Origin of the sequence: Streptomyces sp. LMG1-1-1.1, from assembly GCF_040815545.1 — a bacterium.
In the GTDB taxonomy this organism is placed as follows: Bacteria; Actinomycetota; Actinomycetes; order Streptomycetales; family Streptomycetaceae; genus Streptomyces.
The window spans coordinates 49606-66148 of record NZ_JBFPNH010000001.1 but is presented as its reverse complement, the minus strand read 5'-3'; the positions used below and the strand labels follow the sequence as shown (position 1 = coordinate 66148).

The 16543-nt window shown below is 73.3% G+C and carries 3 protein-coding genes; all 3 read right to left on the bottom strand.

Going from position 1 to position 16543, the window contains the following annotated elements; translation table 11 throughout:
• Position 1 precedes the first annotated feature (1 nt).
• The 3 genes from MRBLMG1_RS00170 to MRBLMG1_RS00160 are packed head-to-tail and all read right to left on the bottom strand — an operon-like array spanning position 2 to position 16541.
• On the bottom strand, positions 2-3391 hold the full coding sequence (locus MRBLMG1_RS00170) for a type I polyketide synthase (protein WP_414721477.1): 3390 nt from the start codon (positions 3389-3391) through the stop codon (positions 2-4).
• 26 nt (positions 3392-3417) lie between these two features.
• Positions 3418-10065, bottom strand: coding sequence for a type I polyketide synthase (locus MRBLMG1_RS00165; protein ID WP_414721446.1), 6648 nt, complete (start codon positions 10063-10065; stop codon positions 3418-3420).
• Between the two features lie 2 nt (positions 10066-10067).
• The gene (locus MRBLMG1_RS00160; protein ID WP_414721476.1) at positions 10068-16541 is read right to left on the bottom strand and encodes a type I polyketide synthase; all 6474 of its coding nucleotides are present in this window, start codon (positions 16539-16541) and stop codon (positions 10068-10070) included.
• Between the last annotated feature and the right edge of the window lie 2 nt (positions 16542-16543).

The window sequence follows — 16543 nt, the reverse complement described above, 5'->3', positions numbered from 1 at the left end:
TTTATCCCTCTCCGAATTCCACGTCGATGAAGGCGAAGACGTCGTCCACCGAGGCCGATTCGAGCCTGGCCGCGACGTCGGCCCCGTCCGTGCGGGCGACGCCGCCCGCTGCCTCCAACTTCGCGGTCAGTGCCTGGAGCCGGGTGATGAGGCCGGTGGCCTCGATCCGGTCGGGGGCGAGCGAGCCGGCCGCGTCCTCGAGTCGGCGCAGTTCGGCGAGGACCGGTTCCTCGGCCGTGCCCGTGCTGAAGAGCTCGTCCCTGAGGAAGTGCATGAGTGCGACGGGTGTCGGGTGGTCGAAGATCAGCGTGCTGGGCAGGCGCAGGCCGGTCACCCGGGAGAGCCGGTTGCGCAGGTCGACGGCGGCGAGGGAGGTGAAGCCGGCCTCGCCGAAAGCGCGGCCGGGCGGCAGTTCGGCCTCGGAGGTGTGGCCGAGTACGGCGGCCGCCGAGGTGCGGACCAGGGTGAGCAGGGTGTGGTCCCGTTCCTCCGCGGGCATGGCGGCGAGCCGCTGGACGAGGCTGCGGGCGTCGGCCGCCGCGTCCTCCCGTGACGTCTCGTCGCCCTGGCCCGGCAGCGCCGCGCCTCCTGCCCGGTCTGCGGCACTCCAGGTGGTGTCGAGCCAGTACCGCCGGTGCTGGAAGGCGTAGGTCGGCAGCTCCACCGGCCGGCCGGGAGTCCGTCCCAGGACGGCGTTCCAGTCGACCGCCACCCCGCGCACGTGCAGGGCGGCCAGGGATTCCAGGAAGCGGCGCGGGCCGTTCTCGTCCCGGCGCAGGGTCCCGGTCACCGCCTTCGGGGCGGCGGTGGCGGTGTCCTCCAGGGTCTGTTCGATCGCGGGGACCAGCACCGGGTGCGTACTGACTTCCACGAACGCTCCGTGGCCGGCGGCCACGAGGGCGCGCACGGCGGGGTCGAAGCGGACGGTCTGGCGTACGTTCCGGTACCAGTAGCCCGCGTCGAGCCCGGCGGTGTCGAACAGGCCGCCGGTCACCGTCGAGTAGAACGGCACCGTGGCCGGCCGGGGCGAGAGACCGGCCAGGGTGCGGCGCAGTTCGCCCTCGATGGCCTCCATCTGGACGGAGTGGCCGGCGCTGTTGTTGAGGAGGAGCTGCCGGGCCCGGATTCCCGCGGCCTCGCAGGCGGCGAGGAGTTCGCCGAGCGCCTCCAGGTCACCGCTGACGACCGTCGAGGCGGGGCCGTTGACGGCCGCGACGTCGAGCTTGCCCGGCCATTCCTCGATCAGGTCGGCCACGCGGTCCACGGGCTCGGCGATCGAGGCCATGCCGCCCTTGCCCGGCAGGCCGACGATCGCGCGGCTGCGCATGACGACCAGGGTCGCCGCGTCCTCCAGCGTGAGGCCGCCGGCCACGCAGGCGGCGGCGATCTCTCCCTGCGAGTGCCCCACGACCGCGTCGGGCACGACACCGGCGGCCTGCCAGAGCGCCGCGAGCGACACCATGACGGCGAACGACACCGGCTGTACGACGTCGATGGTGTCCAGCGAAGGAGCGTCCTCGGCCTGCCGGATGACGTCGAGCAGCGACCAGCCGGTCAGCGGGTCGAGGGCCTTCGCGCACTCCTCCATCCGGGCCGTGAACACGGGCGCGGTGTCGAGGAGGTCGGCTCCCATGCCGGCCCATTGGGCGCCCTGTCCGGGGAAGACGAAGACCTTCCGTCCCTTGACGGCCCCGCCTTCGCCGACGACGAGGCCGGGGGCGTCCTCCGTACCCGCGACGCCCTGCGTCCCTCCGGGGTCGGCGGGGCCCGCGAGGGCTTCGAGTCCGGCCAGCGCCTCGGCGCGGTCGCCCGCGACGACGACGGCCCGCTCGGGCAGCACGCTCCGGGTGCGGACCAGCGAGCGTGCCACGTCCTCCGCGCTCGCCTCGGGATGGTCGGCGAGGTAGCCGGCCAGCTCCCGTGCCTGCCCGGCGAGTCCTGCCGCGGAGCCGCGGGCCGACACGAGCAGCGGGACCGCCTCGGCACCCAGCAGACCGGGCGTCTCCTCCTCGGCGTCGGCGGTGACCGGCGTCGGTTCCGGGGCCTGTTCGAGGATCACGTGGGCATTGGTGCCGCTGACGCCGAAGCTGGACACTCCGGACCGGCGCGGCCGGTCCAGGTCCGGCCAGGAGCGGGCCCGGGTCAGTACCTCGACGCGGCCGGCCGTCCAGTCGACGTGCGGGGTCGGCTCGTCCACGTGCAGGGTGCGGGGCAGCACGCCGTGCCGCATGGCCATCACCATCTTGATGACCCCGGCGACGCCGGCGGCGGCCTGGGCGTGCCCGATGTTCGACTTCAGCGAGCCGAGCCACAGGGGCCGCTCGGCGTCACGGTGCTGCCCGTAGGTGGCCAGGACCGCCTGTGCCTCGATGGGGTCGCCCAGGGCCGTGCCCGTGCCGTGGGCCTCCACCGCGTCGACGTCGGCGGGCACCAGGCCGGCGTCGGCGAGGGCCGTGCGGATCACGCGCTGCTGCGAGGGCCCGTTGGGTGCGGTCAGACCGTTGGACGCGCCGTCCTGGTTCACGGCGGAGCCGCGGACCACGCCCCAGATCCGCCGCCCGTTGCGCACCGCGTCCGACAGCCGCTCCAGGAGCAGCACGCCCGCGCCCTCGGCGAGTCCGGTGCCGTCGGCCGTCTCCGCGAACGCCTTGCAGCGGGCGTCGGCGGACAGGCCGCGCTGGCGCGAGGAGCCGATGAGCGTGAACGGCGTGGCCATCACGGTCACGCCCCCGGCCAGCGCGAGCGAGGACTCCCCCGACCGCAGTGACCGCACCGCCAGGTGCAGGGCCACCAGCGAGGACGAGCACGCGGTGTCGACGGTCACCGCGGGCCCTTCGAGGCCCAGGACGTACGACACCCGGCCCGCGAGCACGCTGAGCGAGGCGCCCGTCATCAGATGGCCTTCGAGGCCCTCCGGGACGGCGTGCGTGTCGGCGCGGTAGTCGCCACCCGCCGTGCCGGTGAAGACGCCCACGTCCGAGCCGCGCACGCCGACCGGATCGATCCCGGCCCTCTCCAGGACCTCCCACGAGGTCTCCAGCATCAACCGCTGCTGCGGGTCCATCGCCAGCGCCTCGCGCGGCGAGATGCCGAAGAACCCGGCGTCGAACCCGGCGACGTCGTCCATGAAGCCGCCCTCGCGGGCGTAGCTCGTGCCCGCGTGATCCGGATCGGGGTCGTACAGCGCCTCGCGGTCCCAACCCCGGTCCTCGGGGAACTCCGTGATGACGTCGGACTCGTCGGCGACCAGCCGCCACAGGTCCTCCGGGGTGGTCACCCCGCCGGGGAGGCGGCAGGCCATGCCGATGACGGCGATCGGCTCGGTGTTCGCGGCTTCCAGTTCACGCACCCGGCTCTGGTAGCGGCGGGCGTCCGCGAGAACGCGCTTCAGATAGTCGCGGAGCTGCTGCTCGTTGCTCATGCCGTGTGCCCTTCCTCAAGGCCGAACTCGCTGTCGATCAGCTGGAACATCTCGTCGTCGGTGGCCGAGTCGAGGTCGATTTCCTCCTCCGTGCCCTCCGGCCCGCCCGGACCGCCCGCTCCGGTGCCGTGCTGCCAGCGGGCGGTCAGCGACCGGAGCCGGGCGAGGACCCGTCGGCGGGCCGTGTCGTCGGGTTCGATGCCGGCGAACGAGGCTTCGAGGCCGTCGAGTTCCGCCATCAGGAGTTCGACCGCGTCCGCTTCCTGGCCGAGTTCCCCCTCCAGGTAGGTCATCAGCCTCGTCGGGGTGGGGTGGTCGAAGATCAGCGTGGCGGGGAGGCGCAGTCCGGTCAGGGCGGAGAGCCGGTTGCGGAGTTCGACGGAGGTGAGGGAGTCGAACCCGATCTCGTTCAGCGCCCGGTCCGGCTCGGCCTGGTCTGCGGAGGCGAACCCCAGGATGGCCGCGGCCTCGTGCTGGACCATCTCCAGGAGGATCCGTTCCCGCTCGTTGCGCGACACCCGGGCCAGCCGCTTCGCGAGGGTGTCCGGGTTCGCGTCGGCGCCCTGGGCGGAGCGCCGGCCCGCCGACACGAGCCCGCGCAGCACGGCGGGGACCGCACCGTTCCCGGCCCGGGTCCGCAGGGCCGCGAAGTCCAACTTCACCGGCAGCAGGGCGGCTTCGGGCGCCCGGAACGAGGCGTCGAACAGCTCCATGCCCTCGTCCGCGGTGAACGCGACCATGCCGCCGCGGGCGATGCGCTGGTGGTCGGCGTCGCTGAGGTGCGCGCTCATGTCGGTCGCCTGGGCCCACAGGCCCCAGCCGAGCGAGGTCGCGGCCAGGCCACGCGCCCGGCGATGCTGGGCGAGCGCGTCCAGGAACGCGTTGGCCGCCGCGTAGTTCGCCTGCCCCGGCGACTCGAACGAACCCGCCGCGGACGAGAACAACACGAACGCCGCCAGATCAAGCCCCCGCGTCAGCTCGTGCAGATTCAGCACCGCGTCCACCTTGGGCCGGAACACCGACTCCAACCGCTCCGGAGTCAACGCCGACACCACACCGTCGTCCAACACACCCGCCGTGTGCACGACCCCCGTCAACGGAGCCTCGGCCGGCACCGAAGCCAGCAGATCCGCCAACGCCCCACGATCCGCCACATCACAGGACGCGACACGCACCCGCGCCCCCAGTCCCGAGAGCTCCGCCTCCAGCTCCGGCACACCCTCCGCGCACCGCCCGCGGCGACCCACCAGAAGCAGGTTCCGCACCCCGTGCTCGGACACCAGCCGCCGAGCCACCAGACGACCCAACGTGCCCGTACCACCGGTCACCAACACCGTGCCGTCCCGGTCGAGCACCCGCGGCAACACCAGCACGTTCTTGCCCGTGTGCTTGCCCTGACTCATGTACCGAAACGCCGCCGGAGCCTGCCGCACATCCCACGTCGTCAACGGCAGAGGCGTCAGCACACCCCGCTCGAACAACCCCACCAGCTCGCCCAGCATCCGCTGGATCCGCTCGCTGTCGACGTCGGCCAGGACGAAGGCCTCGTAGGCGACCCCGGCGTGCTCGCGGGCGACCTCGTCGGCTTCCCTGACGTCGGTGCGGCCCATCTCGACGAAACGCCCGCCGCGCGGGAGCAGGCGGAGCGACGCGTCGACGAACTCCCCGGCCAGGGAGTTCAGTACGACATCCACGCCCCGGCCGCCCGTCACGTCCAGGAACCGCTGCTCGAACTCCAGGGTCCGGGAACTCGCGAGCCGGTCCCCCGCGACCCCGTCGGCCTTCACCGCGTCCCACTTCGCGGGGCTCGCGGTCGCGTACACCTCCGCGCCCCAGTGACGGGCGAGCTGGATCGCGGCCATGCCGACGCCACCGGCGGCGGCGTGCACGAGCAGGGATTCGCCGGACTTGAGGTCGGCGAGGTCGCGCAGCGCGTAGTACGCGGTCAGGAACACCGTCGGGATCGAGGCGGCCTGCTCGAACGACCAGCCGCAGGGGATGGGGACCACGGTGCGGTGGTCGGAGACGGCCAGCGGACCGGCGGCGCCCGGGAAGATGCCGAGGACCCGGTCGCCGACGGCCAGTCCCGCCACGTCCGGGGCCACTTCGGTGACGACGCCCGCCCCTTCGGTGCCGAGCTCCGCCGCCGGGTCGGGGTACAGCCCCAGGCCGATCATCACGTCCCGGAAGTTGAGGCCCGCCGCCCGCATCTCGATGCGGACCTCGCCGGGCGCGAGCGCGCGCAGCGCCTCGGGGGCCGGAACGAGCGGAAGGTTCTCCAACGTGCCGTCCGGACTCGCCGCCAGCCGCCACGCGGGCTCGTCGGCAGGCAGGGCCAGCGCCCCGGCCGATGCCGTACGGGCCAGCCGACGGACGTAGGCGACACCGTCGCGGACGGCGAACTGGGGCTCGTCGCCACCGAGGAGCGCGGGGAGCAGCGCCGCCGACTCCGGCGTGCCGTCGGTGTCGACGAGCACGATCCGGCCGGGGTTCTCGGCCTGCGCGGACCGCAGCAGACCCAGCACGGCCGCACCGGCCAGGTCGGTCGGCCCGCCCGGGTGCTCCGCCGCGACGGCCCCGTGTGTCAGGGCGACGAGGCGGGTGTCCTGGAGGTCGGGTTGGGCCAGCCAGGCCTGGACCAGCTCCAGGACCCGGGTGGTGAGGTGCCGTATCCCGGCGGCGTCCGAGCGTTCGCCGTCGCCGTCGAGGCCGCCGCCGAGGCCGCCGCCGAGGCCGCCGTCGATGTCGCCCGCCATGTCGCCGTCGATGTCGAGAAGGAGTACCCCAGGGCCCGTGCCAGTGCCGGTTCCGTCTCCGTCTCCGTCTCCGTTTCCGGCGAGGGCGCGGACGTCTTCGGCCGTGCCGACCGGCGTCGTTTCCAGGGCCGAGCCGGAGGGGTTGAGCGGGAGCCGTTCCCACACCACGTGGAAGAGCCGGTCCCGGACGGCGGACGCGGTCGCGTCGAGCAGCTCGGGGGCGAGGGGGCGGGCCACGAGGGACTCGACGAAGGCGACGGGGGCACCCGTGGCATCGGCCAGGCGCAGGGTGACGGTGTCGGGTCCGGACGGGACGGCGTGGACGCGCAGGGTGGTGGCCCTGGCCGCGTACACCCGTACGCCGGTCCATGCGAAGGGCAGTACGAGCCGCCGGTCCTGGCCGGCCCGCACGCTGCCGGAGTGGAGGCAGGCGTCGAGCAGGGCGGGGTGCAGGGCGTATCCGTCGACGGCGCCGGCGTCCTCCGGGAGGGTGACCTCGGCGAAGGTCTCCTCCCCGCGCGTCCACAGGGCCCGCAGGCCCTGGAAGGCGGGTCCGTAGCCGTATCCGGCGGCGGCGAGCCCGTCGTACGCGGTGGTGGTGACGTCGTCCACGGCGACCGCGCCCTGGGGCGGCCACTGGGTCAGTTCGAAGTCGGGGGCGGTGGTGTCGGGGGCGAGCCGTCCGGCGGCGTGCCGGGTCCAGGCCGTTCCCGGGTCCGCGCTCTCGTCGCGAGCATGGATCCGGATGGGCCGCTGCCCGGACTCCTCGGCCTCGCCGACTTCCACCCGGAGCTGGACGCCGCCCTGTTCGGGCAGGAGGAGCGGGGCCTCGATCACCAGCTCCGTCAGCAGTCCGCAGCCGGCCTCGTCGCCGGCCCGGACGGCGAGTTCGACGAACGCCGTCCCCGGCAGCACGACGGTGCCGGCCGCGGCGTGATCGGCCAGCCACGGGTGCGTGCGGAGCGAGAGCCGGGAGGTGAAGAGCAGGCCGCCCCAGCCGGGCACGTCGGCCACCGCGCCGAGCAGCGGGTGGTCGACGGCGGCCAGGCCCAGCCCGGCCGGGTCGCCGGAACCTCCCTTGTTCTCCAGCCAGTAGCGCTGCCGCTGGAAGGCGTACGTGGGCAACTCCGCGTTCCGTCCCGCGACTTCGCCTAGGACGGCGTTCCAGTCGACGGCCGTGCCGCGGGTGTGGAGAGCGGCCAGGGATTCCAGGAAGCGGCGCGAGCCGTTCTCGTCCCGGCGCAGGGTCCCGGTCACCACCTTCGGGGTGGTCGTACCGCCGTCGTCCAGGGTCTGCTCGATCGCGGGGACCAGCACGGGATGGGAGCTGACCTCCACGAACACGCCGTGTCCGGCGGCCGCGAGGGCGCGGACGGTCGGGTCGAAGCGGACGGTCCGGCGCAGATTCCGGTACCAGTAGCCCGCGTCGAGCTCTGCGGTGTCGAGGAGTCCGCCGGTCACCGTCGAGTAGAACGGGACGGCACCCGGCCGGGGCGCGATGTTCGCCAGGGTCGTGTGCAGCTCGCTCTCGACGGCTTCGACGTGGGCCGAGTGCGAGGCGTAGTCGACGGGGATCTCGCGGACGCGTACGCCCGACTGCTCGCAGGCCAGGACCAGTTCGCGCAGGGACTCGCGGCGGCCGGCGACGACGATCGACGCGGGTCCGTTGACGGCCGCGATCTCGATCTCGCCGGGCCACCGCTTGATCAGTTCGGCCACCCGGTCGGCGTCCGCGGCGATCGACGCCATGCCGCCCCGCCCGGACAGAGTGGTCGCGATGGCCCGGCTCCGCAGGGCCACGACCGTCGCCGCGTCCTCCAGCGTCAGACCGCCCGCGACGCAGGCCGCGGCGATCTCGCCCTGGGAATGGCCGACCACCGCGTCGGGCACGACACCGCACGCCTGCCAGAGCGCCGCCAGCGACACCATCACCGCGAACGAGACGGGCTGCACGACGTCGACGGCGTCCAGCGACGGCGCGCCCTCGGCCTGCCGGATGACGTCGAGCAGCGACCAGCCGGTCAGCGGGTCGAGGGCCTTCGCGCACTCCTCCATCCGGGCGGTGAACACCGGTGAGGCGTCGAGGAGATCAGCCGCCATTCCGGCCCACTGCGCTCCCTGGCCGGGAAAGACGAACACCTTGCGGGCGTTGACGGATCCGCCCACGCCGGTGACGACACCGGGAGCGGACTCGCCCTTGCCCAGCGCCTCCAGGCCCGCAAGGGCCTCGGCGCGGTCACTCGCGACCACCACGGCCCGCTCGGGCAGCAGACCGCGGGTCCGGATCAGCGCACGCGCCGCGTCGAGGGCGCTCACGTCCGGCTGTCCGCCGAGGAACGACGCCAGGTTCCTGGCTTGGCCGGCGAGTCCGGCCCTGCCGCGTGCCGACAGCGCCAGCGGGACGACGTCGCCGCCCAGCACGCCGGGGGTGGCGTGCTCGCCGCCGGGTGCCGTCTCGGGGGCCTGCTCCAGGATGACGTGGGCGTTGGTGCCGCTGACCCCGAAGGAGGAGACGCCCGCTCGGCGGGGGCGGTCGAGCTCGGGCCAGGGGCGGGCCTCCGTCAGGAGCTCCACGGCGCCGGCCGTCCAGTCCACCTGCGGGTTCGGCTCGTCGACGCGCAGGGTGCGGGGCAGCACGCCGTGCCGCATGGCCATCACCATCTTGATGACGCCGGCGACGCCGGCGGCGGCCTGCGTGTGCCCGATGTTCGACTTCACCGACCCCAGCCACAGCGGCTCGCCGGTCGTCCGTTCCTGCCCGTACGTGGCGAGCAGCGCCTCGGCCTCGATCGGGTCGCCCAGCGGCGTCCCGGTGCCGTGCGCCTCCACGACGTCGACGTCCGACACGCCGAGACCGGCGTTGGCGAGGGCGCGGCGGATGACCCGCTGCTGGGAGGGGCCGTTGGGCGCGGTGAGGCCGTTCGAGGCGCCGTCCTGGTTCACGGCGGAGCCCCGTACGACACCCAGGATCCGGCGCCCGTTGCGCACCGCGTCCGACAGCCGTTCGAGCAGCAGCATGCCGACGCCCTCGGCCCAGCCCGTACCGTCGGCGGCCGCCGCGAACGGCTTGCAGCGGCCGTCCACGGACAGGCCGCGCTGCCGGGAGAAGTCCACGAAGACGTCCGAGGCGCTCATCACGGTGACACCACCGGCGAGGGCCAGCGAGGACTCGCCGGAGCGCAGTGACTGGGCGGCCAGGTGCAGGGTCACGAGGGAGGACGAGCAGGCCGTGTCGACGGTGACCGCCGGGCCTTCGAGGCCGAGGAAGTACGACACCCGGCCGGACAGCACACTGGCGGCGCCACCGGTCATCAGGTAGCCCTCGACGCTGTCGGGGTCCGATCCCATGCCCTCGGAGTGTCCGGCGGAGTAGTCGTGGTACATGTCGCCGGCGAAGACTCCGACGGGCTTGCCCCGCAGGGCGGCCGGGTCGATGCCCGCCCGCTCCAGGACCTCCCAGGAGGTCTCCAGCACCAGCCGCTGCTGCGGGTCCATCGCCAGCGCCTCGCGGGGCGAGATGCCGAAGAAGGACGCGTCGAACTCGTCGGCGTCGTGCAGGAACCCTCCCTCGCGGACGTACGTCGTCCCGGAGTGGTCCGGGTCCGGGTGGTAGAGGTTCTCCAGGTCCCAGCCACGGTTCACCGGGAACTCGGAGATCCCGTCACCGCCGGAGGCCACCAGGTCCCACAGCTCCTCGGGCGAGGTCACCCCGCCGGGGAAGCGACAGGCCATCCCCACGATCGCGATCGGCTCGGAGTTGGCGGCGACCACCCGGTCGTACTGCTCCTTCAGGCGCGCGTTCTCCTTCAGAGACGCACGCAGGGCGTCGACGAGCTGCCCGCTCTGAGCGTCCATGGCTTCCTCTTTCTTCCTTCGGGTGTCGATCACGATCAGGACTGCGGGGTGCCCAGGGCCCGGCGTACGAGGTCGCCGACGCTCATCGAGTCGATGAGGTCGAGCTGCTCGCCGACGCTCGTCCCCTGACCGGCTCCGGCGGCCGCGTCGGCAGCCTCGGACCGGGCGAGGGAGAGCAGGACGTCGAGCACCCCGGCCTCGCGGAACCGGTCGAGCGGGACGGAGGACAGCACGCGGCGCAGTTCCTCCTCCTGTCCGTCGAGGTCGGCGTCCGTCGTGTCCCCGGCCAGCTCCTCGCTCAGGTACTCCATGAGCGCGACGGGGGTGGGGTGGTTGAAGATCAGCGTGGCGGGGAGCCGCAGTCCGGTCAGGGCGGAGAGCCGGTTGCGCAGTTCGACGGAGGTGAGGGAGTCGAACCCGATCTCGTTCAGCGCCCGGTCCGGCTCGCTCTGGTCCTGGGAGGCGAAGCCCAGGATGGTGGCCACCTCCTGCTGGACCATCTCGAGGAGGATCCGCTTCCGCTCGCTGTCCCCGACGCCGGAGAGCCGCTTGAGCAGGCTGTCCGCCCCGGCGCCGGCCCCCTGCGCGGACCTTCTGCCCACGGACACGAGCCCGCGGAGGAGCGCGGGAACGGAGCCCGTCCTCGCCTGGTCCTTGAGCCCGGCGAGATCCAGCTTGAACGGCACCACGGCGGCCTCGGGCGCCTGGAGGGCGTCGTCGAACAGCTCCATGCCCTCGTCCACGGAGAGCCCGATCATGCCGCCGCGGGCCATGCGCTTCTGGTCCGCCTCGCTGAGGTGCCCGCTGAGGCTCGTCGCCTGGGCCCACAGGCCCCAGCCGAGCGAGGTCGCGGCCAGGCCGCGCGCCCGGCGATGCTGGGCGAGCGCGTCCAGGAACGCGTTGGCCGCCGCGTAGTTCGCCTGCCCCGGCGACTCGAACGAACCCGCCGCGGACGAGAACAACACGAACACCGCCAGATCAAGCCCCCGCGTCAGCTCGTGCAGATTCAGCACCGCGTCCACCTTGGGCCGGAACACCGACTCCAACCGCTCCGGAGTCAACGCCGACACCACACCGTCGTCCAGCACACCCGCCGTGTGCACGACCCCCGTCAACGGAGCCTCGGCCGGCACCGAAGCCAGCAGATCCGCCAACGCCCCACGATCCGCCACATCACAGGACGCGACACGCACCCGAGCCCCCAGCCCCGAGAGCTCCGCCTCCAACTCCGGCACACCCTCCGCGCACCGCCCGCGGCGACCCACCAGAAGCAGGTTCCGCACCCCGTGCTCGGACACCAGCCGCCGAGCCACCAGACGACCCAACGTGCCCGTACCACCGGTCACCAACACCGTGCCGTCCCGGTCAAGAACCCGCGGCAACACCAGCACGTTCTTGCCCGTGTGCCTGCCCTGACTCATGTACCGAAACGCCGCCGGAGCCTGCCGCACATCCCACGTCGTCAACGGCAGAGGCGTCAGCACACCCCGCTCGAACAACCCCACCAGCTCGCCCAGCATCCGCTGGACGCGGTCGGCGGTGGCGTCGCTCAGGTCGAAGGCCTCGTAGGCGACCCCCGGGTGCAGGCGGGCGAGTTCCTCCGTGTCACGCACGTCGGTGCGGCCCATCTCGACGAACCTCCCGCCGCGCGGGAGCAGGCGGAGCGACGCGTCGACGAACTCCCCGGCCAGGGAGTTCAGTACGACATCCACGCCCCGGCCGCCCGTCACGTCCAGGAACCGCTGCTCGAACTCCAGGGTCCGGGAACTCGCGAGCCGGTCCCCGGCGACCCCGTTGGCCTTGACCGCGTCCCACTTCGCGGGGCTCGCGGTGGCGAGGACCTCGGCGCCGAGGTGGCGGGCCACTTGCACGGCGGCCATGCCGACGCCACCGGCGGCGGCGTGCACGAGGACGGACTGGCCCGCCCGCAGACCGGCGAGGTCGTGCAGCGCGTAGTACGCGGTGATGAACGCGACCGGGACCGACGCCGACTGCTCGAAGGACCAGCCGCACGGGATCCGGACGACGGTCCGCTGGTCGGAGACCGCGTACGGCCCGACGGCGGAAGGGAAGAGTCCCATCACGCGGTCGCCGACGGCGAAGCCCTCGACACCGGGGCCCACCTCGGCGACGGTGCCCGCACCTTCCATGCCGACGGTGGCCGCCGGGTTGGGATACATGCCGAGGCCGATCATCACGTCACGGAAGTTGAGGCCCGCCGCCCGCATCTCGATGCGGACCTCGCCGGGCGCGAGCGCGCGCAGCGCCTCGGGGGCCGGAACGAGCGGAAGGTTCTCCAACGTGCCGTCCGGACTCGCCGCCAGCCGCCACGCGGGCTCGTCGGCAGGCAGGGCCAGCGCCCCGGCCGATGCCGTACGGGCCAGCCGACGGACGTAGGCGACACCGTCGCGGACGGCGAACTGGGGCTCTCCCGTGGCCAGCAGGGCGGGGAGCAGGGCGTGTGAGGCGGGGGTGCCGTCGGTGTCGACGAGGACGATCCGGCCGGGGTTCTCGGCCTGCGCGGACCGCAGCAGACCCAGCACGGCCGCACCGGCCAGGTCGGCCAGTTCGCCGTCCTGCTCGACCGCGACCGCCGCGCGGGTCGAGACGAGGAGGCGCGAGTCCTCCAGGCCCGGGTCGGCCAGCCAGGCCTGGACCAGTTCCAGGACGCGGGTGCTCAGCTCCCGTACCGCGTCGGCGTCGGCGCGTCCGCGGGCGAGGTCGAGGAGGAGTACGCCGGCGTCACGGGCGGCCGGTGCGGTCAGGTCCTCGGCACGGGCGACGGGGACCGGGTGGAGGGCCGGGCCCGAGGGCTTCAGCGGGAGCCGCTCCCACACCACCCGGAACATCCGGTCGGCGGCCGGGGTCTCCGGCGTGCCCCGGTCCAGGAGTCCGGCGGCCACGGGGCGGGTGACCAGTGACTCCACCGCCGCCACCGGGACGCCGTCGGCATCGGCGAGGTGGACGCGGAAGGCGTCCGGTCCCTGAGGCGTCACGTGCACGCGCAGGGCGGAGGCACCGGCCGCGTACACCCGTACGCCCGTCCACGCGAAGGGGAGCACGAGTCGCTGGTCGGCGCCGTCCTTGAAGATGCTGGTGTGCAGGGCGGCGTCGAGCAGGGCCGGGTGGAGCGCGTAACCGTCGGTGGCACCGGCCTCCTCGGGCAGGGCGACTTCGGCGAAGAGCTCCTCGCCCCGGGTCCACACGGTCCGCAGGCCCTGGAAGGCGGGTCCGTAGCCGTAGCCGGTGGCGGCCAGCTCCTCGTACGCCCCGGCTGCGGCGTTCTCGACCGGGACCGCACCCACGGGCGGCCACTGGGTGAGGTCGAAGCCGGCGGCCGTGGCGTCGGGGGCGAGACTGCCGGAGACATGGCGCGTCCACGACGAGCCCTGTCCGGCGTCCTCGCGGCGGGAGTGAACCCGGACGGTCCGCTGCCCGGACTCGTCGGCCTCGCCGACCTCCACCCTGAGCTGGACACCGCCCTGCTCCGGAAGCGTCAGCGGGGCCTCGATCACCAGCTCGGCCAGCAACGCGCAGCCGACCTCGTCACCCGCTCGTACGACCAGCTCGACGAAGGCCGTGCCCGGCACGAGCACGGTCCCGGCCGCCGCGTGATCGGCGAGCCACGGGTGCGTGCGCAGGGAGAGGCGGGAGCTGAACAGCATGCCGTCCGACCCCGGGACCTCGACGAGGGCTCCGAGCAGCGGATGGCCGACGGCTCCGAGTCCGAGTCCCGCGGCGTCCGCGGAGGCACCGGTCCCTTCGAGCCAGTAGCGCTGACGCTGGAAGGCGTACGTCGGCAGCTCCACCGGCCAGGTCTTGCCTTCACCGAGCAGGGCGTTCCAGTCGAGGACGCCACCGCGCACGTGCAGTCCGGCCATGGCTTCCAGCAGGGCCCGTACGTCGCCCCCGGCGGCACGCAGGGAGGGGACGAAGGCCGCGGTCCTGCCGGAGAGGCAGTCGGGTCCCATGGCCGACAGGACCGCGTCGGGTCCGAGCTCCAGGAAGGTGGCGACCTCGGCGGCCTCCAACGCCCTTACGCCATCGGCGAATCGCACGGTGGCCCGGACGTGCTCCACCCAGTACTCGGGACGGCACACCAGCTCCGGATCCGCGATGTCCCCGGTGACGTGGGAGACCATCTCGACGGTCGGGGGATGGAAGGTCAACGTCTCGGCGACGGCCCGGAACTCTTCGAGCATCGGTTCCATGAGGGCCGAGTGGAAGGCGTGCGAGACCGAAAGGCGGCGGGTCTTCACGCCCTGCGCCGCCAGCTTCTCCGCCACGGTGAGGACTTCGCGCTCGTCACCGGAGACGACGACGGACACCGGGCCGTTCACGGCGGCGATGTCGACGCCCGAGGTGAGGAGTGGACGCACGACCTCCTCGGGGGCGGCCACCGACACCATCGCCCCGCCGGAAGGCAGAGCCTGCATCAGCCGGCCACGCGCCGCGACCAGCGTCGCCGCGTCGTCCAGGGACAGCACTCCCGCCACATGCGCGGCCGTCAGCTCGCCCACCGAGTGGCCGCCGACGAAGTCGGGGCGGACACCCCACGACTCCACCAGCCGGAACAGCGCCGTCTCCACCGCGAACAGCCCGGCCTGCGTGAACACCGTCTCATCCAGCGGAGCGTCCTCCGCACCGAAGACGACCTCCGCGACCGCGCACTCCACGTCGCCGGCCAACCGCGCGTCCAGCGCCGCGCACGCGGCGTCGAACGCCTGCCGGAACACCGGGAAACGCTCGTACAGGCCCCGGGCCATCCCGACCCGCTGGCTCCCCTGCCCCGTGAACAGGACCGCGAGCAGTCCGTCCTCCACGGCGGTGGCGGTGACCAGGCCGGAGGCGGACTCGCCCCGCGCCAGGGCCTCAAGACCGGCCAGCGCCTCGGCACGGTCGCCCGCCACGACGGCCGCGCGCTCCGACAGGGCGCTCCGCGTCCGTACGAGCGAGCGCGCCGCGTCCCGCAGGTCCACCTCCGCGTTCCGCTCCAGGAAGCGCGCCAACTCCTCGGCCTGACCGGCGAGTCCCGCCTTTCCGCGCGCGGAGAGCACCAGCGGGAACGGTCCGCCCGCGAGCGCGCCCGCGGCACCGCTGGGCGGCTGCTGCTCGGGGGCCTGTTCCAGGATCACGTGGGCGTTGGTGCCGCTGACGCCGAAGCCGGAGACGCCCGCACGGCGGGGTCGGTCCAGTTCGGGCCAGGGCTGGGCCTCCGTCAGGAGCTCCACGGCGCCGGCCGTCCAGTCGACCTGCGGGGTGGGCTCGTCCACGTGCAGGGTGCGCGGCAGCACACCGTGCCGCATGGCCATCACCATCTTGATGACCCCGCCCACGCCGGCGGCCGCCTGCGCGTGACCGATGTTCGACTTCAACGAGCCGAGCCACAGGGGCTGTTCCGCGTCGCGGCCCTGCCCGTAGGTGGCCAGCAGGGCCTGCGCTTCGATCGGGTCGCCCAGGGACGTCCCGGTGCCGTGCGCCTCCACCGCGTCGACCTCCGTCGCCGCGAGCCCCGCGTTGGCCAGAGCCGCACGGATGACCCGCTGCTGGGAGGGGCCGTTGGGCGCGGTGAGGCCGTTCGACGCGCCGTCCTGGTTCACCGCCGATCCTCGTACGACACCCAGGATCCGGCGCCCGTTGCGCACCGCGTCCGAGAGCCGCTCAAGGAGCAGGACACCCGCGCCCTCGGCCCACCCCGTACCGTCGGCCCCCGCCGCGAACGACTTGCAACGACCGTCGAGTGCCAGACCGCGCTGGCGCGAGAACCAGACGAACGCGTCCGAGGCGGCCATGACGGTGACGCCGCCGGCCAGCGCCAGGGAGGACTCGCCGGACCGGAGCGACTGGGTCGCCAGGTGCAGGGTCACGAGCGAGGAGGAGCAGGCGGTGTCGACGGTGACGGCGGGGCCTTCGAGGCCGAGGAGGTAGGAGACGCGGCCGGAGAGCACGCTGCCCGCGCCACCGGTGAGGATGAACCCTTCGAGTCCGTCGGGGAGGTCGTGCAGATCGGCGCCGTAGTCGTGGAACGCGATGCCGGTGAAGACGCCGACGGGCTTGCCGCGCAGGACGGCGGGGTCGATGCCCGCCCGCTCCAGTGCCTCCCAGGAGGTCTCCAGCATCAACCGCTGCTGCGGATCCATCGCCAACGCCTCACGCGGCGAGATCCCGAAGAACGACGCGTCGAACTCGTCCGCGTCATGCAGGAACCCACCCTCACGGGCGTAACTCGTCCCCGCGTGATCCGGATCCGGGTGATACAGGTTCTCCAGATCCCAACCACGGTTCACCGGGAACCCCGAGATCCCGTCACCACCGGACACCACCAGATCCCACAACTCCTCCGGCGACGTCACCCCACCCGGGAAACGACACGCCATCCCCACGATCGCGATCGGCTCGGAGTTGGCGGCGACCACCCGGTCGTACTGCTGCTGCAGGCGTGCGTTCTCCTTCACCGAAGCACGCAGGGCATCGATGATCTGCCCGTTCTGAGCATCCATGGCGTCCACTT